This window comes from Meridianimarinicoccus sp. MJW13, assembly GCF_014901205.1.
GTDB lineage: Bacteria > Pseudomonadota > Alphaproteobacteria > Rhodobacterales > Rhodobacteraceae > Meridianimarinicoccus.
Genome location: NZ_JACNMU010000005.1, coordinates 252,062 through 269,189, shown reverse-complemented (window position 1 = coordinate 269,189; position 17,128 = coordinate 252,062). Strand labels below are relative to the sequence as shown.

Genomic DNA, 17,128 nt, shown 5'->3' with positions numbered 1-17,128 from the left:
CGCTGCCCCCTTCGTCCGCGATGGCAAGCCTTCAGGTTTCCCGGCGGCCACCGCGCCGGTCAGTCCCCGGCGTAGCTGCACAGGGCATGCACCGGCATCCCCATCTTCTCAAGCCGGGCGCGGCCGCCCAGATCGGGAAGGTCCACCACGAAGGCGCAGCCGATGATGTTGCCGCCCAGCCGTTCCACCAACTTGATCCCGGCCTCGGCGGTGCCGCCGGTGGCCAGCAGGTCATCGACGATCAGCACGGTCTGGCCCGCGGCGATGGCATCATCGTGGATCTCGACCGTGGCGCTGCCGTATTCCAGCGTATAGTCCTCGGACAGGGTCGCGGCCGGCAGCTTGCCCTTCTTGCGCACCGGCACGAAGCCGGCCGAAAGCTGATGCGCCACCGCGCCGCCCAAGATGAAGCCGCGGGCTTCCAGCCCCACCACCAGGTCGATCCGCTGTCCGGCATAGGGCGACAGCAACTGGTCCACCGCCATGCGAAAGCCGCGCGGATGGCCAAACAGGGTGGTCACGTCGCGAAACATGATCCCGTCATGCGGGAAGTCGGGAATGGTGCGGATGAAGTCTTGCACGGTCTCGGTCATCGCCAGATCCTCTGCTTCTTCGGCGCCCGGGCAGAAGCACCCCGAACGGGATAAGGGGCGGCACCTTCTGCGCCAACCGTTGGCAGGGTCGCAGGTGTCATGCGCCCAGCACCCGGCCCGCCACCGCGTCCAGCCTGGCCAGCAGTGCCGGGTCGCGCTTGTCCGGCGCGGTCATGACCGCATATTCCAGCGCCCGGTCGCAGCCATGGGGGCAGGGCGCGCGGTCCGCACCCAGCAGGCCGGGCAGGGCGGCCACCAGGTTGCGGGCCTTCTGGGAATTGCCGGTCAGGGTGGCGATGATCTCGGTGATTTCCACGGCCCCGTGATCGGGATGCCAGCTGTCGTAGTCGGTGATCATCGCGACCGAGGCGTAACACAGCTCGGCCTCGCGGGCGAGCTTGGCCTCGGGCATGTTGGTCATGCCGATCACGTCGCAGCCCCAGGCCTCGCGGTACATCCGGCTTTCGGCCAGGGTCGAGAACTGCGGCCCTTCCATCGCCAGATAGGTGCCACCCCGATGGACGGTCACGCCCTGGGCTTCCGCCGCCGTGGCGCAGGCATCGCCCAGTCGCGGGCAGGTGGGATGGGCAACCGACACATGCGCCACGCAGCCGGTGCCGAAGAAGGACTTCTCGCGCGCGAAGGTGCGGTCGATAAACTGGTCGACGATGACGAAATCGCCCGGCGCCATCTCCTCGCGGAACGAGCCGCAGGCCGAAACCGAGATCACATCGGTGACCCCCAGCCGCTTCAGCGCATCGATATTGGCACGGTAAGGCACGGTGGACGGCGAATGCACATGGCCCCGACCATGACGCGGCAGGAAGGCCATCTTCACCCCGTCGAGCCTGCCAGTCAGGATCTGGTCCGAAGTCGTCCCCCAGGGGCTGTCCACCGCCTGCCAGCGCGCGTCCTGCAACCCGTCGATCTCGTAAACGCCCGAGCCGCCGATCACACCGATAACCGTTTCACTCATCCTGACGGGTCCCTTCTGACTGTTCCGGGGGAACTATGGCACCGGGGTCGGGTGCGGGCAATCGCTGCGTATCAGTCGTCGGGACGGGCCAGTTCGAAGACCGCGTCGATGGCGGCATAGTCACGATAGCCCATCCGCGCCAGCGGCCTGTAGCGGGTCACATCGAACCGCCCGTCGACAAGGCAATCATCGCGCAGATGCACGCCCGTGACCTCGCCAAACACGGTGAAGTTGGCCTTGCCGGGCAGTTGCAGGATCCGGATCAGGCGGCATTCCAGGCTGGCGGGCGCTTCAGCGACGCGTGGGCAATCGATGGTGGCACAAGGTGCCTTGTTCGCGCCCGCCACCACGAATTCATCTTCCCCGCGCGGCAACGCCGCTGAACTGGCGTTCATCACGCCGCCCATCGCGTGTTCCACGATATTGACGCAGAACACCCCGGTGTCGCGAATGTTGCCGACGCTGTCTTTGGTGCCTTCACGGTCGGGCTTTTCCGAAGTCGAGGCGAACATGATCTGAGGCGGCGCATAGGCCACCGCATTGAAGAAGGAATAGGGCGCAAGGTTATCGTGGCCCTCACCGTCGCGGGTCGAGACCCAGGCGATGGGGCGCGGCGTCACAATGGCGTTGAACGGGTTGTGTGGCAGGCCGTGGCCGTCAGAGGGGATATAGAACATCTGCCCCCCCGCTAGCCGCGTGTCACCAGAACCAGCGGGTCCAGCGAAACCTCTTCCAGATTGCGGCCCGGCCCGATGCGGTCGACCACGGCGAACAGCCCCGGCCCGGACAGCGGCGTCAGCACCCCGTGCCAGACACCGCGATGAAAATTCACCCCCTGTCCCGGTTCGGTCAGGAAGGCGCGAAACCCCTCTGGCCCGTTCGGGCCATCCTCGGCCACGGTCACCAGGAACGGATCCAGCGACATGGGCAGGAAGGCCTGGCTGCCCTCGGGATGCCGCTCTACAAGGTCCAGCGTGTAGGGCATGTTGCGCGGCACAGCCTTGAACAGGCTGATCCCGGCGCGCCCGTCCGCGCCGAAGTCCAGAAGCGCGTGATCGTGATAGCGGCCACAAAGCCCCTGGTTGATCCAGCGATCCGGCGCCCCGCTGGCCTCCAGCACATCGCCGTAGCGCGCAAATCCGCCCCGCGTCAGCGGTTCGGCGGTGATCCAGCGCGGCCCGCTCATGACGCCGGCCCGCCCAGGCCCGCTGTCACCACTGTGTCGATCCACTGTTGCATGGAGAAAACCTTGCGTCGCCGGGTCTGCGGGCGCAAGCCCTAGCGGATATCCCGTACTGGTCCGGACGCCATAATGCGCACCAATGGCAATCCCCGGCCACTTTCTTCTTGGCGAAAATACTCAAACCGCTCCGACCGCCAGACGCGCCGCGCTCAGGTTTGCGCGAACCGCCAGCGCGTGATCTGCGCATAGGTCTCTCCGGGGCGCAGCACGGTCGAGGGAAACGCCGCGTGGCTTGGCGCGTCGGGCCAGCCCTGGGCTTCGATGGCCAGCGCGCAATAGGCCGCATGGGTCTTGCCGTGATGGCCCACCGCGCCCCCGGTGCGGATGCCACCGGCGTCATAGATTTGAACCCCGGGCTCGGTTGTTTCCAGTTCCATCCGCACCCCGCTTGCGCCGGTCAGGGTCAGAACCTGTCGCGGCGTGCGGCGCGCCTCCGCCAGGCAGAAGTTCAGATCCAGCTTGGCATCCTGCCCGGGTGCAAGGGTGCGCTCCTGCCGGAAATCATAGGGCGTGCCCGCAACCGACCGCACCTCCCCGGTGGCAAGGTCGCCGGGGCCGGGCACGCAATAGCGCTCCGCGTCGATGGTCAGGCGATGGCTTGCATAGGTGTCGGTCCCATCCAGGTTCCAGTAGCTGTGATTGGCGAAATTGATCCATGTGGCGGCATCGGTGGTGACGGTGACCTGCATTTCCAGCGTTCCGGGGGCCGTCAGCGCATAGCGCGCGGTGACCGTCCGGGTGCCGGGAAACCCGCCCTCACCGTCGGGCAGGGTCAGGGTCAGCTCGACATGGGTGTCGGTGCGCTCCGCGAGCGTCCAGACTTTGCGATGGGTGCCCGCCGCGCCGGCGTGGCAGGTGTGCTGGCCATCCTGGTTGCGCTCGAACCGATAGGTCTTGCCGTCCAGGTCGGCACTGCCGTCCGAGATGCGATTGACCACCGGCCCGATCAGCCCGCCGGCGCTGGCCATGGGCCCCGCGTAGGTTGCCATATCCTCGGTGCCGATGGTCAGGCTGTGGGGCACCCCGGCCAGACGCACATCCTGCACGATGGCGCCGAAGGTCAGGATCGCCACGCTCAGCGTGCCATCGTTCAGGGTGACCTTTTGCACATCCGTGCCGTCGGCAAGCGTTCCGAAGGGGGCGATACCGGGGTCTGTCGTGGCCATGAGGGGTCTCTCCGTTGTGTTGCCCGGTTGCGGGTGTCAGGCGCGGACGGTGCCGTCCCAGGCGTCGATCAGTTCGGCGGCCAGGGCGGCCACATCGGCGGCACTGCGGCCGGGTTTGTAAATCCCGGTGCCGATGCCGAACCCATCCGCGCCAGCCGCCCGCCATGCGGCGAAATCAGCCGGGCCGACGCCGCCCACGGCGAACACCGGCGCATCGGGGGGCAACACCGCGCGCAGGGCCGCCAGGCCGTCCGGTCCCAGCTTGAAGGCCGGGAAGATCTTCAGCCCATCGGCGCCCGCCTTCAGGGCCGCGAAACACTCGGTGGCGGTGAACACGCCGGGATAGCTTTCCATCCCCAACGCCTTGGTTTCGGAAATCACGCCGGGATCGCAGTTCGGCGACACGATCATCCGGCCGCCGGCATCGCGCACCGCGTGCACGGCGGCGGTGTCCAGAACGGTCCCCGCGCCGATCAGCGCCTGCGCGCCGAACCGCGCGGCCATGGCGCCGATGCTGGTCAGCGCGTCGGGGGAATTCAGCGGCACCTCGATCCGGTCGATCCCGGCCGCGATCAGCGCCTCGGTGACAGGCAGGGCTTCGGGCGGGGTGATCCCGCGCAGAATGGCAATCAGCGGGCGGCTCATGAGGGGGTCTCCGATGCGAGTTTGCGCGCGGCCATCAGCCCGGCGCGTGTCATGGGGTCGGCGGCGGCCTGGATCGGGGCGAGCCCCTGCCGTGTCAGCCCGGCCAGATAGGGGGCGGCAATGGCGGGGGCGCCGATCACGGCAACCTGCTGGCCCAGCCAATAGGGGCGCGCGGCGGCCAGTTCGGCGCCGATCAGATAGCCCGACAGGCGGGCGCGGGCGGTTTCGGGGCGCTGATCGTGCAACAGCGCCTCGGCGCGCAGGCCGAACAGCCGGGCGGCCATGCGTTCGGGGCGGGACTGGGCCTCGTCCAGTGCCTCGACGAAGGCGTCGTCATCCCAGCCCTCCGCGCCGACCGAATGGCGCAGGACCGAGGCGGTGCCCAGAAGCGAGAACATCTCTCCGGTCATGAAGGTCTGGAAGCTGACCACTTCCCCGGCCGAGATATGGGCCCATTTGGTATGGGTGCCGGGCAGGCAGATCACCCCGTCGAAGTTGGGGTTGAGCGCCACGAACCCGGCGATCTGGGTCTCCTCGCCGCGCATCACGTCGGCGGGCTTGTCCTGGCGCAACCCGGCGACAATGCGCACGTCGAGGCGCGGGTCGCTGACCGGGGCTTTCATCGGGGCCGCGGCAACGGGCAGGCAGGGCACCGTTGCATAAGGCGCTTCGACCCAGCCCTGGCGGGCGCCCACCATGCCGCAGGCGATGACCTGCATCGGGGCCTCGCCCAGCCAGGGCGCGATCAATTCCAGCAGCGCCGGTTCAAACTCGTCGCGGGTCAGCTTGCCCATGCCCTTGACCGATTTGGCTTCGGCGACGACCTCGGTGCCGGACATGGCCCAGGCTCGCAGATGTGAAGTGCCCCAGTCGGCGGCGATCCAGTCGATCCGGCTCATCCGCTGACCACCACGCCGGCGTCGGCGGCAATGCATTGTCCGGTCATCGCGCGGCTGGCGTCAGAGGCCAGGAAAAGCACGGGCTCTATCATGTCTTGAGGCTCCAGTCGGTGCGGCAGGCACTGCCGGTTCAGATGCGCTGTGACGCTGGCTTCATCGGCCCACATCTCAAGCTGTTTTTCGGTAAAGACCCAGCCCGGCGCCAGCGCATTGACGCGCACGCCCTGCGGACCGAATTCGCGCGCCAGCGAGCGGGTCATCGCGGTGATCGCACCATTGGCGGTGGTATAGCCCACAAGGTTGGCGGCCCCCATCATGTAGCTGATCGAAGACATGTTCACGATGGCCCCGCCGCCCGCCGAGATCATCCCCGGCAGCACATGCTGGCAGGCGAAGAAATAGGACTTCAGGTTGATGGCCTGTGTCTGGTCCCAGAAGGCTTCATCCACCTCCAGCGCCTTGTGGCGCAGGTCGTTGGCGGCGTTGTTGACCAGAACCGTGATCGGCCCGTTTTCGGTTGCGGCCGTGTCCATGCAGGTTTTCAGGCGGTCGATGTCGGTGACATCGCAGGCGGCAAAACCGGGGCGAATGCCGTGCTTGGCCTCCATCGCGGCGCAGAAGTCCGAGGCATCCGAGCGTTGCACGAAGAACACCTTGGCGCCCTGCGCCAGAAAGCCGTCGGTCAGGGCCGCGCCGATGCCCGCGCCGCCGCCGGTCAGAAAGACCGAAGCGCCCCGAAGGTCGTCGAATGTCGTGCTCATGCGTTTTTGGCTTTGGTCATGCCACATCCCGCTTGTTACCGGCCGGATGCAATGATCCGACAGGGAAATGTTGCCTCAAGTCGTCCATGGGGATGTGATAGAGGCCCGAACCCGGCGCGTCCAGCCAGAGGGGCGGGTTTTTGTTAGCGCTAGTGGTCCGGGCGCCAAGCCGGGCGGTTGTCCGGCGGCGGTACCGGGGGCCATCGCGGTCAGTCGCCGCCGGTGCGCGGTGGCAGGTCTTTCTGCACGCGCTTGGGCAGGCGGGCGCGGATCAGGTCGTAGGACAGGGTGATCCGGTGCCGCAATTCGTCCGGCGGGCAGTCCTCGGGCAGGCGCACCCAGCTTTTGTGGAAATAGGGCGCGCGCGTGCCGACGCCCGCGTCGATCAGCATGGCGGCGGTTTCGACATCGGCGCATTTCACCGACACGCCGGGATCGACGGCACCGAGGCAGGCGAACATCTTGTCCCCGACTTTCCAGGCATCATGCCCGCCGCCCCAGGGATCCGAGCATACGGCACCCGGACACCCGGCGCAGATGGCATTGACGGTTTGGCGAAAGCTGTCGGTCATGGCGTGGCCCCCGGTGAGGGAACCAGCGTTTCACAAGGGCAGCGCGAAAGCAAACCCGCGCAAGGGGGGCGGAGCGCTGCTCGCGTGTCAGGATGGCGCGATGGGCATGGCGTTTCACGGCACAGCCATCCTGCGCAGGCCGTGCAAACCCGACTGATGGTCGCGCTGGATCCGCTGCCCGGATTAGCCGGCCTCACGCGCCTCGGGGCGGGGGGCCAGAAGCTGGGTCCAGATCGCGACGTCGTCGATCAGCGTCCATTCACGGCGCACCCCGTTTGGACCGAACTCAACCTGCGTCAGACCCATGACATAGGCATAGGCCCCGCTGGGCGCCCCAAAGCGACCGAACCCGTCGTGCCGCCCATAGAGCGACCATCGCACCGCCGCCGAGGCCGCGCCACGGGCCGGGGCATGGCCCATGCGATGATCGATGCGAAAACTGGCCGCCGGAAAGGCGCTGCGCAACCCGGTCCAGAAACTTTCGACGGCATCCCGGCCAATCGCGGAATGCCCGCCCGGATAGGTGGCCTCGCAACCCTCGGCATAGTGGTCGCCGATGCAGGACATCTCGCCGCCCAGCACCCGGTCCAGGATCTCGGCCAGTCCGTCCGCCTCTGGCCCGGCGGGGCCGCGGTCGCCATAGGCCGGTTCCGGGTCGGTTTCGGGGGTCAGGGGCGCGGGCAGCACGGTGCCTGCCTGCACCTGCGCCTCAAGCCAGCCGCGCGGATCGCCCGCCCCGATCTGGCACAACAGGGCCGCGGTATCGCGGATCATCCAGGCGTCGCGGATCCCGGCCTCGGTCTGCCAGCATTCGGCCAACACCCGCATCTGCACCGGCTTGCCCGTGGCAGCGCCCCAGAGGCCGGCACCGCCATGGCTGGCTTGCAGGGTGGCGCGCGTGGCCACGGCCATGCCACCGGTGTCCGCGCCGGGACCAGCCCGGGTATCGACCGAGATCGCCTCCTCTCCCAGAACTGCGCAGCCGGTCAGCGTCGCCCGCAGCGCCATGGCATCGGCCATCACCGCCTGCGGTCCGCGCAACACACGGTCGGGCAGGCGGATCACGGCGTGGGCGTGGAAGGCCTCATCCGCCAGGGTGACATCGGTGCGGCTGGCATAGGCCGACAGCCAGGCAAAGGGCGGCGGGGCGGCGGGACGGGTCAGGCGGGCAACAGGCGCAGACATGGGGAACAACACGCTCGCATCAGGACAGGAAAAATCAGCACGCATTTGAACTAAACGCTGCGAGGTTAATGTTCCCTGAAACCGGTCTGCTGCTAGGGGGCGATCCATTGGCCGTGCCAGCCGTCCTGGTGGCGCCAGCGGGCGCGGGCATGCAGATCGCGCCCCAGGTGCAGGGCGTCAATGCCGGTCACCCTGCAGCGCAGGACCGCGAATTGCGCCATCCCATCGGGTGCTTGCAAGGGTTCTGGTCGGGTCAAGGGCGTCCCCGAGGCCGCAGCACCGCCATAGATCCGGCGCGCCTGTTGCGGAATGGCCGCCCAGAGAGGCGCCACCTCGGCCCCCGTGGCGAGAGTGATCTCGCAGTTCAGACGTGCCTGAAGTTGATCCGCCGGATCCCACAGCAGCAGCGTCGCGAGCGGATCGGCCCGGATCTCGGTGACCTTCGCGGACCTGAGGTCGGTGTGAATCTCCAGCATCCTCGCGGACGCGTCGACCGCCCGTAGCACCACCATGCGCGCGGCGGCCCCGTCGGCTGAGGCCGTGGCCAGCGCCAGAAGCCGGGCCGGGGCATCGGGACGCCTTGGCCCGTCTTGCAGCTTTTGCCAGACCCATTGGTGATAGGCGTCAAGGTCGGTCCAGGGATCACTCATAGCCGGTCATCTCCAGATACCCTTTGCCGCTGTGACTGCCTTGCACCGTCACCGGACCCTCCCAGTAGGGCACGTTGGTGTCCATCCAGCTTTGCGGGTTCAGCGGGGCCGTGTGCAGGTCATAGCCCTTGTCCGGCCACTGGATGCGCCAGCGCACCGGGATCTCGCGCCCGGCGACCTGTGCCGTGCCTTCGGGTGTCAGCGTGATCGCCCCGTCGGGAATGTGCTGCGCCGTGCCATCGGGCAGGATGTGGGTGCCGGGTACGAAATCCGCCGCTTCGGCATCGCGCAGGCGGTAGACCATCAGCTTGGTGTCATCCTCCAGATGCAGCGAGAACCAGTCCCAGCCGGTCTGGGACGGGGCCAGCGGCTGCGACGACCACTCCCGATCCAGCCAGGCGGTGCCGGTCACGGCGACCGGGCCTTCGGGCAGATCGAGCATGCCTGTGACGTGGTAGTGCGGCTGCGAGTAGTAATAGCTGGCCTGCCCGCGCGGTGACTTGACAGAATATCCGCCTTCGCCATGGGTCACCAACGGGCCCTCGGCAGCCAGTGCCAGATCATAGGCGAAGTCCGCGCCGCGGGCTTGTATCTGCAAGTTGTCCAGCGCCTCTGCGCTGTTGTCCCGGCCGATCATCGCCCAGTCGTTGATCCAGGCGTGGAAGGGCTGGGCCATGACCCCGGCCTGCCCGATCCCGCCGCGTGCAAAACGCTGCGCGGTAAAGTGGCGGCTGGCATCGGTCAGACCGGCGTGCGCGAACCAGATCTGCGAGGACGTCCAGCCCTCCCCCGGATCGGGGGACAGGGAGGCGCGAAACAGTGTCCATTGCGCCCCGAATGCGCGGCTCTCGGCGTCTTCGAGATTGGCCGTCACATACCACCATTCGATGCGAAATCCGGGATGGGCGCCGTGGTCCTGTGGGAAGGAAAAGGCCCGGCCGGGAGCGGGCAGCTGGAACCCGTCGGCGTCACTGCCCATGCCGGCAAATCCCTGGGCGGTGGCGGGCAGGGCATGGGGGACGAGGGTCAGACATGCGCAGACAAGGGCGCGGATGGCCTGGGGCAGGGCAGTGAGTATTTTTGCCAAGAAGAATGGAAGTCCTGTGCGCAGCGGACGCCGGACCGGGGGGCGGCTGGCGGCATGCGCTGTTGGGTCTTGGGGCACGATTGGCAGCGTCGGGTCAGCGGTCACTGAAAAATCCCTTCATGAGAACCACGGGCGGCTGGCTGGCCAGCTTGCGGGCCGGGAGGGCCGCCGCCGCAAGCGCGGCCAGGATGGCCAGGGCTGTCAGCCTGATCCAGTCGCCGGGAAACACCGTCATGGGCAGGCGCCAGCCGAAAGCACCGACGTTGACCACCGCCAGCAGCACCCAGGCCAGGCACAGCCCGACCGGAATCGCCAGAACCGCCGTCATGGCGGCCAGCAGCGCGCTGCGCAGCAGTTCCAGCGCGCCGATATGTCGGCGTTGCAGGCCCAGGGCCCAGACCGGCGCGACCTGTGGCAGGCGCTGGGTCGATAGGGTCAGAAGGCTGGTCAACATGGCCAGCGCGGCCACCCCGAGCGTCAGCAGGTTCAGCGCCCGTGTAATCGCGAAGGTGCGTTCGAAGACCGCGTGGCCCGAGGCCTTGAGCGCGGATTGGTCGATGATCTGCGCCGCCGGAAGACCATATTCGCTGCGCAAACGGGCGGAGAAGGCCGCCACATCTCCGGGCGGCATCCGCAGCGCGAAGCGGATGATTGGCACCTCGGGAAACTGCTGTTGGAACGCCTTCAGCCCGATCAGCGCCTCGGCCGACGGGTTGCCATAGTCGGGATAGATCCCCAGCACGGTATATGCGGTATCGTCGATGCGCACCTCGTCGCCCAGGGCGAGGGTTTGCCGGTAGTGCAATTGTTCGTTGATGAAGGCGCCGGTGCCTGCCGCAAGACCCTCCCAGGCATCGGGGGTTGCATCGAGCAAGGGCCAGGTCTGTCGCCAACTGGCCGCCGGGCTCAGGGCCTGGACCGCGCCGGGATGGTTATTGATCCGTGTGTCGTGGAACACGCGCGGCAGAACCTCGCGGGCGGCGCTGTCCAGCACCGGGCGCAGACGCATGGCCATTTCGGGTGTACCGGTGTCCACATAGACCTCGGCCACCAGCCGCTGATCCAGCCAGTCGGTGAAGGCCAGTCGAAAGCTGCCGACCATGGTTGAAACGCCGATGTTGGCCGCCAGCGCCAGCAACAGGGCCATCAGGGCCAGCGACAGGCCGGGCAGTTGTTGGCGGCTGTCGGCCCAGAACCATTGCGGCAGCGGGCGGCGGGCGGCCTTTACTGCGCGGGCCAGCGCTGCGGCCAGCAGTGGGGGCAGCAGAAGGGCCGCGCCCAGAAGAAGCGCACCCAGCAGGACGAAGCCGGTTGCAAGACCATCTCCTAGCCACGCCAACGTACCAGACAGGGCGATCAGGCCGATGGCCGCCCCCGCTTGCCGCCGCAGGTTGCGGGTCGAGGCCAGTCGCCAGGCGCGGGGCTGGGCGCTGGCCAGGATCGGCAAGCGCAACAGGCGCGTCAGGCTTTGGGCGGCGGCGATGGTGGTGCCAAGCCCGGCCATGGCGAACCCGGCGCCGATCCAGCCCGGCCGCAGGCTGAGCGTGCCGGTGGCGGGTGCGCCATAAAGCCCGCGCAGGGTGGCCGCCACATCCGGCAGCAAGGCGGCGGCGATCAGGTAGCCCAGGAGCACCCCAAGGGTTCCGGCGACCAGCGCAAACAGCACCAGTTCGGCGGCCATCAGCGCGATCAGGGTGCGTGCGGGCAACCCGAGCGCGCGCAGGGTGCGCATCATGGCCCGCCGCTGTTCGAAAGCCAGACCGACGGCGCCATGGGCAATGAACAGGCCCACGGTGAAGCTGAGAAATCCGAAGGCGGTCAGGTTCAGGTGGAAAGCGCCGGTCAGCCCGGCGATCTCGGCGCGGCGGTCGGGCTGGCTGCGCGTCAACTGCGGCGCCAGGTCGGTCAGCGGCGGCAGATGGGCGGGCAGGGCGGTCACCTCGATCATCCGCGACAGGGTGTCGGGCTGATCCAGCAGGCGGGACACGGTGCCAATGTCGCCCACCAGAAGGCCGGGCGCGAGATCTGAGGCGGGCACCAGCGCTTGCGCGACGGTCTGATCCAGACGGGCCAGCGTTTCGGGCGCGCCGAAGAACTGGCCGGGCGGGCCGATGAAGGCGGCCAGGCCGTCTGTGCCGTCGGTGTTCTGGGCGTCGGCCTCGGGCAGGATCGGGGCGGACAGCGGATCGAGACCCAGAAGCGTGACGGTCTGGCCGCCGATCCGCGTCGTGCCTTCGATCACCGGGGCCAGCGGATAGCCCGCCTTGCGCAAAGTCACATAGGTGTCGAGGCGGACAGGGGCCCCGTCGCTGCGGGTCCAGACCGGGCGGCCCTGCTGGTCCAGCATCGAGGCGGCGCGGTCATAGCTGGCGCGCGCCTCGGCATTGATGGCCTGCACCCCGGTCCACAGCGCGGTGGCCAGCGCCAGACCCAGAAGCAGCGTCAGGGCCTGCCCCGGATGCCGCCGCCAATGCGACAGCAGCGCCAGCAACCCCGCTCGTCCGCCGGTCATTCGATTGTCCCGTGGCTCAGATGCGCGCGCCGGTCCAGCCGTGCCGCCAGCACCTGCGAATGGGTGACCATCAGCAGTGCGGCGCCGCTGTCGCGCGACAGGTCGAGGAACAGTTGCAGCACCGCTTCGCTGCTGTCTTCGTCCAGGTTGCCGGTGGGCTCATCGGCGAGGATCAGCGCCGGACGCGCCGCAAGGGTCCGGCCAATGGCCACGCGCTGTTGCTGGCCGCCCGACAATTGCTCGGGGTAGCGGTCCAGCAGCGGGGCCAGCCCCAGCCGTGTGGCGATCTGGTCCTGCCAGTCGCGGTCTTCGCGGCCCGCCAGACGGGCATGAAAGCTCAGGTTCTGGCCGCAGGTGAGGGACGGGATCAGGTTGAACTGCTGGAACACCAGCCCCACCGTGTCGCGGCGCAGCGCGGCAAGGGCGCAGTCGCGCAGGGTTGTGATCTCGGTGCCGTTGATCCGCAGCTGTCCGGCATCGGGCCGGTCCAGCCCCGCGATCAGGGTCAAAAGCGTGCTCTTGCCGCTGCCGCTTTCCCCGGTCAGGGCCAGCGTCTCGCCCGCGTCCAGCGCCAGCGACACGCCGTCCAGCACGGTCACCGGGGCGGGATCGCCGGGAAAGGTCTTGCGCAAATCGCGAATGTCGAGAAGCATGGCGGGGCGGTGTCCTGAAAAAGCCGTCGTGACACCGGGAACCTAGCGCATTGGCGCGGCGCGGACAGGGGTCGGGAGGACGCGGGTCAGGGCTGGGCGCGCGCCACCAGCCGGGCGACCTCGGGGCCGATGGTCTCGACGATCACCCGGACGCCTTCGGCATTGGGATGCAGCCGATCCGCTTGCATGTAGCGCGCCATCGCCTGCGGATCCTTGGCCTGAAGCGCCTTCAGCGGCGCCAGCATGTCGGGTACCAGCAGCGCGTCGTAGCGCATGGCCAGATCGGGATACATGCTGTCGAAGGCGGCCTTGTAGCCGGGACCATAGTTGCCGGGAGCCTCCATCCCGATCATCAATACCGGCAGGCCGCGGCCGCGCGCCTCGGACAGGATGCCTTCAAGGTTGGCGCGGCTGGCGAGGGGATCGATGCCGCGCAGCAGGTCGTTGCCGCCAAGGGCCACGATCAGCGCATCCACTTCCGAGGTCAGAGTCCAACCGATGCGGGCCAGCCCGCCGGCGGTGGTGTCGCCCGACACCCCGGCGTTCAGAACCTTTGCCGAGACCTCGTTTTCGGCCAGCCAGTCCTGCAATTGCGGCACCAGCCCATCTTCGACCGGCAGACCGTACCCCTGCGTCAGGCTGTCGCCCAGGGCGGCCACCACGACCGGCTCTGCCGCCGCGGCCAATGGGATCAGCGACAGCACAAGCGCGCCCAAGAACTTGCGTCCACGGCTGCGCGCGCCATATGCCAAGAGACGACCCTTGCCCCGGAGCCGCCCCATGACCGAACCCGTCCTGTCGCTGCGCGACGCCAAACTGACCCTGCAGGGCAATGCGGGGCCGGTGGATATCCTGCGCGGCATCACCTTGAAGGTGGCGCGGGGGGAAACGCTGGGGCTGGTGGGGCCGTCGGGATCTGGCAAGTCGTCGCTCCTCATGCTCATGGGCGGGCTAGAAAGCGCCACCGGCGGATCGGTTCACGCGCTGGGTCAGGATCTGACGGCGCTGAACGAGGACCAATTGGCCCGCTTCCGCAGGGGGCATATGGGTGTGGTGTTCCAATCCTTCCACCTGATCCCTACCATGACCGCGCTGGAAAATGTTGCAACACCGCTGGAACTGGCCGGGCATCGGGATGCCTTCGACCGTGCCGGGGCCGAGTTGGAAGCCGTCGGGCTGGGCGCCCGCATGGATCACTATCCCGCGCAGATGTCGGGGGGCGAGCAGCAACGCGTGGCCCTGGCCCGCGCCGCCGCCCCGCGTCCCGTAATTCTGCTGGCGGATGAGCCGACGGGCAATCTGGACGGCACCAATGGCGCGGCGATCATGGACCTGCTGTTCGGCCTGCGCGACCGCCATGGCGCGACGCTGGTGCTGGTCACCCATGCGCCGGACCTGGCCGACCGCTGTGACCGGGTGGTGCATCTGCGCGATGGCCGCATCGAAAGCGAAGACGCATTGCGGGCCGCCGAATGACCCTGGCCGTCGCCAGCCGCATTGCGCGGCGCGAATTGCGCGGCGGATTGCGCGGCTTTGCCGTGTTCCTGCTGTGCCTGATGCTGGGTGTCACCGCCATTGCCGCCGTCGGCATGGTGCGCAGTGCCATTCAGGAAGGGCTGCGCTCGGAAGGCGCGGTCATCCTGGGTGGTGATGCCGAGATGACCTTCACCTACCGCCCGGCCTTCCCCGAGGAACGCCGCTGGATGGAAGTGCGCGCCCTGCGCCTGTCCGAAGTCTATGACTTTCGCTCCATGGCGGTGGTCGAACGGGGTGACGTGACCGAACGCGGGCTGACACAGGTCAAGGCGGTGGACGACGCCTATCCGCTGGTCGGCGCTGTGACGCTGTCGCCCGACATGCCGCTGGCCACGGCGCTGGACGGCGACGCGGTTCTTCCCGGCGCGGTCATGCAGCAGGTGCTGATCGACCGTCTGGGGCTGGCCCCCGGCGACCGGTTCAAACTCGGCGTGCAGGACTTCGTGCTGATGGCCGCGCTGGAGGTCGAACCCGATGCCTCCTCGGCCGGTTTCGCACTGGGGCCGCGCACCATCGTGCGGCGCACGGCGCTCGAGGCTTCGGGACTGCTGGGCGACGGCACCCTGTATGAAACCCGCTACCGTCTGGATCTGCCCGAGGGTGCCGATCTGGCCGGTTTGGAAACCGCCGCCGAAACCGCCTTCCGTGACAGCGGCGTGCGCTGGCGCGATGCCCGCAACGGCGCGCCCGGCGTGCGCGCCTTCGTCGACCGGATCAGCGCCTTCCTGGTGCTGGTCGGGCTGGCGGGTCTGGCGGTGGGCGGGGTCGGGATCTCGGCCTCGGTGCGCGCCTATCTGGCCTCCAAGACCGGGGTGATCGCCACATTGAAAACCCTGGGCGCGGATCGCACCACGATCTTTGCCATCTATCTTCTGCAGGTCGGGCTGGTCACGGCGCTGGGCGTTGCGTCCGGGGTCGTGTTGGGCGCGGCCCTGCCACTGGCGATGGCACCGCTGATCGAGGCGCGCCTGCCGGTGCCGGTGGCCTTCGGGCTCAGCCCCCGACCGCTGGCCGAAGCGGCGCTGTACGGTACGCTGACGGCGCTGGTCTTCGCGCTCTGGCCGCTGGCGCGCAGCGAGGACGTGCGCGCCGCGGCCCTGTTCCGCGATCCCTCCGGTCCCGACGCCCGCTTGCCACGGCTGCGATACCTGCTGGTCATCGCCGGTCTGTTGCTGGCCCTTGTCGGGCTGGCCACCGCGCTGTCGGACGTGCCGCGCCTGGCGCTCTGGACGGCGGGCGCCATTCTCGCCGCCTTGCTGGTGCTGGCCCTGACGGCCTGGGCCCTGCGCCGCGGCGCGCGCTGGCTGGCCAAGCGGCAGGCGCTGCGCCACCATCGCACCCTGCGCACCGCGCTGGGCGCCATCGGCGGCGCGGGCGAGGATGCCACCGCCGTGGTGCTGTCGCTGGGGCTGGGACTGACCGTTCTGGCGGCGGTGGGCCAGATCGACAGCAACCTGCGCGGCGCCATCCAGCGCGACCTGCCCGAAATCGCGCCCAGCTATTTCTTCGTCGACATCCAGCCCGACCAGATGGAGGGCTTCCTCGCCCGCCTGCAAACCGACCCCGCCGTCAGCCGCGTTGACAGCGCCCCGATGCTGCGCGGCGTCGTCACCCGCATCAACGGCCTGCCCGCGCGCGAGGTTGCCGGCGACCACTGGGTGCTGCGCGGCGACCGGGGTGTGACCTATTCGCAAGAGGTGCCGCGCAACACCTCGGTGGTGGCCGGCGACTGGTGGCCGGCGGACTATGATGGCCCGCCGCTGGCCAGCGTCGCCGCCGAAGAGGCCGGGGAGTTGGGCCTGTCGTTGGGCGACCGGCTGACGGTCAACATCCTGGGCCGCGACATCGAGGCCGAAATCGCCAGCTTCCGCGAGGTGGATTTCTCCAACGCCGGGATCGGCTTCGTGCTGTCGCTGAACCCCGCTGCCCTCAGGGGTGCCCCGCACACCCATATCGCGACAGTCTATGCCGAGGCCGAGGCCGAAGCCGCCATCCTGCGCGACCTGGCCAGCGCCTATCCCAACATCACCGCCATCCGGGTGCGTGACGCCATCGACAATGTGGCACGCGTGTTGCGCAGCCTTGCGGCGGCCACGTCCTATGGCGCCGGGGCCACCTTGCTGACCGGCTTCGTGGTGCTGATCGGTGCCGCCGCCGCCGGTGTGCGCGGCCGGATCTACGAAGCCGCAATCCTGAAAACCCTCGGCGCCACCCGGCCGCAGATCCTGTTGGGCTTTGCCCTGCGCGCGCTGCTGCTGGGCACGGCGGCCGGGGCCGTGGCACTTGTCGCCGGGGCCACCGCGGCCTGGGCGGTCATGGTCTTCGTCATGGACAGTTCGTTCCAGCTTGATCCGGGCAACGCGCTGGCCATCGTGCTGGGCGGCATCGGGGTCACCCTGCTGGCCGGGATCAGCTTTTCCTGGCCACCCCTGGCTGCCCGCCCCGCGCGGGTGCTGCGGGCCATGGGCTAGCGACAGGGGCCGCGCTGCTGCAATGCAGGGCGCGCCCCGTCTCTTGCATGCACCATCGCATTTCTTCTTGGCAAAAATACTCAAACGCGCCGCAAAGCGGTGCCCGGCCCGCCGCTTTGCGGCCCATGGGCGAATGGGCGGCGGGCGCATCCGCTTCCCATGTCACGGCAGCCTGTGCT

General features: G+C 68.5%; 17 protein-coding genes. 2 read left to right on the top strand and 15 right to left on the bottom strand.

The window, feature by feature from the left end:
- Nucleotides 1-59 precede the first annotated feature (59 nt).
- From H8B03_RS11045 to H8B03_RS10975, 15 genes are all read right to left on the bottom strand, one after another.
- Complete coding sequence (locus H8B03_RS11045) at nucleotides 60-593, bottom strand: adenine phosphoribosyltransferase (RefSeq protein WP_193141801.1); 534 nt, start codon at nucleotides 591-593, stop codon at nucleotides 60-62.
- A gap of 97 nt (nucleotides 594-690) precedes the next feature.
- Nucleotides 691-1,569 carry an S-methyl-5'-thioadenosine phosphorylase gene (locus H8B03_RS11040; RefSeq protein ID WP_193141800.1) on the bottom strand — a complete coding sequence of 293 codons (879 nt, stop codon included), beginning with the start codon at nucleotides 1,567-1,569 and terminating at the stop codon, nucleotides 691-693.
- A gap of 71 nt (nucleotides 1,570-1,640) precedes the next feature.
- Nucleotides 1,641-2,246 carry a flavin reductase family protein gene (locus tag H8B03_RS11035; RefSeq protein ID WP_193141799.1) on the bottom strand — a complete coding sequence of 202 codons (606 nt, stop codon included), beginning with the start codon at nucleotides 2,244-2,246 and terminating at the stop codon, nucleotides 1,641-1,643.
- A gap of 11 nt (nucleotides 2,247-2,257) precedes the next feature.
- Nucleotides 2,258-2,755 carry an ureidoglycolate lyase gene (locus tag H8B03_RS11030; protein ID WP_193141798.1) on the bottom strand — a complete coding sequence of 166 codons (498 nt, stop codon included), beginning with the start codon at nucleotides 2,753-2,755 and terminating at the stop codon, nucleotides 2,258-2,260.
- Between the two features lie 206 nt (nucleotides 2,756-2,961).
- Nucleotides 2,962-3,978, bottom strand: a complete 1,017-nt coding sequence (locus H8B03_RS11025; RefSeq protein ID WP_193141797.1) for an aldose epimerase family protein — start codon at nucleotides 3,976-3,978, stop codon at nucleotides 2,962-2,964.
- A gap of 36 nt (nucleotides 3,979-4,014) precedes the next feature.
- Nucleotides 4,015-4,623: a 2-dehydro-3-deoxy-6-phosphogalactonate aldolase gene (locus H8B03_RS11020; protein ID WP_193141796.1), complete on the bottom strand. Its 609-nt coding sequence runs from the start codon at nucleotides 4,621-4,623 to the stop codon at nucleotides 4,015-4,017.
- Nucleotides 4,620-5,522, bottom strand: a complete 903-nt coding sequence (locus tag H8B03_RS11015; RefSeq protein ID WP_193141795.1) for a 2-dehydro-3-deoxygalactonokinase — start codon at nucleotides 5,520-5,522, stop codon at nucleotides 4,620-4,622. The genes H8B03_RS11020 and H8B03_RS11015 overlap by 4 nt, the downstream gene beginning before the upstream one ends.
- Entirely contained in the window at nucleotides 5,519-6,283 is a 765-nt protein-coding gene (locus H8B03_RS11010; protein ID WP_193141794.1) for an SDR family NAD(P)-dependent oxidoreductase, read from the bottom strand. The genes H8B03_RS11015 and H8B03_RS11010 overlap by 4 nt, the downstream gene beginning before the upstream one ends.
- A gap of 209 nt (nucleotides 6,284-6,492) precedes the next feature.
- Nucleotides 6,493-6,855: an MmcQ/YjbR family DNA-binding protein gene (locus H8B03_RS11005; protein ID WP_193141793.1), complete on the bottom strand. Its 363-nt coding sequence runs from the start codon at nucleotides 6,853-6,855 to the stop codon at nucleotides 6,493-6,495.
- A 183-nt stretch (nucleotides 6,856-7,038) separates the two neighbouring features.
- Nucleotides 7,039-8,040: an ester cyclase gene (locus tag H8B03_RS11000; RefSeq protein WP_193141792.1), complete on the bottom strand. Its 1,002-nt coding sequence runs from the start codon at nucleotides 8,038-8,040 to the stop codon at nucleotides 7,039-7,041.
- Nucleotides 8,041-8,132: 92 nt separating this feature from the next.
- Nucleotides 8,133-8,690: a pyridoxamine 5'-phosphate oxidase family protein gene (locus tag H8B03_RS10995; RefSeq protein ID WP_193141791.1), complete on the bottom strand. Its 558-nt coding sequence runs from the start codon at nucleotides 8,688-8,690 to the stop codon at nucleotides 8,133-8,135.
- A complete protein-coding gene (locus tag H8B03_RS10990; RefSeq protein ID WP_394355466.1) occupies nucleotides 8,683-9,777 on the bottom strand; it encodes a lipocalin-like domain-containing protein in 1,095 nt (364 codons plus the stop codon). Before H8B03_RS10990 ends, H8B03_RS10995 begins: the two co-directional genes overlap by 8 nt.
- A 94-nt stretch (nucleotides 9,778-9,871) precedes the next feature.
- On the bottom strand, nucleotides 9,872-12,289 hold the full coding sequence (locus tag H8B03_RS10985) for an ABC transporter permease (protein ID WP_193141790.1): 2,418 nt from the start codon (nucleotides 12,287-12,289) through the stop codon (nucleotides 9,872-9,874).
- Entirely contained in the window at nucleotides 12,286-12,942 is a 657-nt protein-coding gene (locus H8B03_RS10980) for an ABC transporter ATP-binding protein (RefSeq protein WP_193141789.1), read from the bottom strand. Before H8B03_RS10980 ends, H8B03_RS10985 begins: the two co-directional genes overlap by 4 nt.
- A gap of 86 nt (nucleotides 12,943-13,028) precedes the next feature.
- Entirely contained in the window at nucleotides 13,029-13,724 is a 696-nt protein-coding gene (locus H8B03_RS10975; protein ID WP_193141788.1) for an arylesterase, read from the bottom strand.
- Between H8B03_RS10975 and H8B03_RS10970 the strand changes: the two genes are divergently transcribed.
- Together H8B03_RS10970 and H8B03_RS10965 are read left to right on the top strand one after the other, a co-directional pair.
- Nucleotides 13,723-14,418 (top strand): ABC transporter ATP-binding protein, encoded by a 696-nt coding sequence (locus H8B03_RS10970; RefSeq protein WP_193141787.1) that lies wholly within the window; start codon nucleotides 13,723-13,725, stop codon nucleotides 14,416-14,418. The genes H8B03_RS10975 and H8B03_RS10970 overlap by 2 nt on opposite strands.
- The gene (locus H8B03_RS10965; protein WP_193141786.1) at nucleotides 14,415-16,949 is read left to right on the top strand and encodes an ABC transporter permease; all 2,535 of its coding nucleotides are present in this window, start codon (nucleotides 14,415-14,417) and stop codon (nucleotides 16,947-16,949) included. Before H8B03_RS10970 ends, H8B03_RS10965 begins: the two co-directional genes overlap by 4 nt.
- Nucleotides 16,950-17,128: the final 179 nt, after the last annotated feature.

Excerpts from the sequence above, each read along its gene's own strand:
- H8B03_RS11015 (WP_193141795.1), bottom strand. The coding sequence starts at position 5,522 with ATGAGCCGGATCGACTGGATCGCCGCCGACTGGGGCACTTCACATCTG.
- H8B03_RS11010 (WP_193141794.1), bottom strand. The coding sequence starts at position 6,283 with ATGAGCACGACATTCGACGACCTTCGGGGCGCTTCGGTCTTTCTGACC.
- H8B03_RS11040 (WP_193141800.1), bottom strand. The coding sequence starts at position 1,569 with ATGAGTGAAACGGTTATCGGTGTGATCGGCGGCTCGGGCGTTTACGAG.
- H8B03_RS11005 (WP_193141793.1), bottom strand. The coding sequence starts at position 6,855 with ATGACCGACAGCTTTCGCCAAACCGTCAATGCCATCTGCGCCGGGTGT.
- H8B03_RS11020 (WP_193141796.1), bottom strand. The coding sequence starts at position 4,623 with ATGAGCCGCCCGCTGATTGCCATTCTGCGCGGGATCACCCCGCCCGAA.
- H8B03_RS10985 (WP_193141790.1), bottom strand. The coding sequence starts at position 12,289 with ATGACCGGCGGACGAGCGGGGTTGCTGGCGCTGCTGTCGCATTGGCGG.
- H8B03_RS10980 (WP_193141789.1), bottom strand. The coding sequence starts at position 12,942 with ATGCTTCTCGACATTCGCGATTTGCGCAAGACCTTTCCCGGCGATCCC.
- H8B03_RS11000 (WP_193141792.1), bottom strand. The coding sequence starts at position 8,040 with ATGTCTGCGCCTGTTGCCCGCCTGACCCGTCCCGCCGCCCCGCCGCCC.
- H8B03_RS10965 (WP_193141786.1), top strand. The coding sequence starts at position 14,415 with ATGACCCTGGCCGTCGCCAGCCGCATTGCGCGGCGCGAATTGCGCGGC.
- H8B03_RS10975 (WP_193141788.1), bottom strand. The coding sequence starts at position 13,724 with ATGGGGCGGCTCCGGGGCAAGGGTCGTCTCTTGGCATATGGCGCGCGC.
- H8B03_RS11035 (WP_193141799.1), bottom strand. The coding sequence starts at position 2,246 with ATGTTCTATATCCCCTCTGACGGCCACGGCCTGCCACACAACCCGTTC.
- H8B03_RS11025 (WP_193141797.1), bottom strand. The coding sequence starts at position 3,978 with ATGGCCACGACAGACCCCGGTATCGCCCCCTTCGGAACGCTTGCCGAC.
- H8B03_RS11030 (WP_193141798.1), bottom strand. The coding sequence starts at position 2,755 with ATGAGCGGGCCGCGCTGGATCACCGCCGAACCGCTGACGCGGGGCGGA.
- H8B03_RS11045 (WP_193141801.1), bottom strand. The coding sequence starts at position 593 with ATGACCGAGACCGTGCAAGACTTCATCCGCACCATTCCCGACTTCCCG.
- H8B03_RS10995 (WP_193141791.1), bottom strand. The coding sequence starts at position 8,690 with ATGAGTGATCCCTGGACCGACCTTGACGCCTATCACCAATGGGTCTGG.
- H8B03_RS10970 (WP_193141787.1), top strand. The coding sequence starts at position 13,723 with ATGACCGAACCCGTCCTGTCGCTGCGCGACGCCAAACTGACCCTGCAG.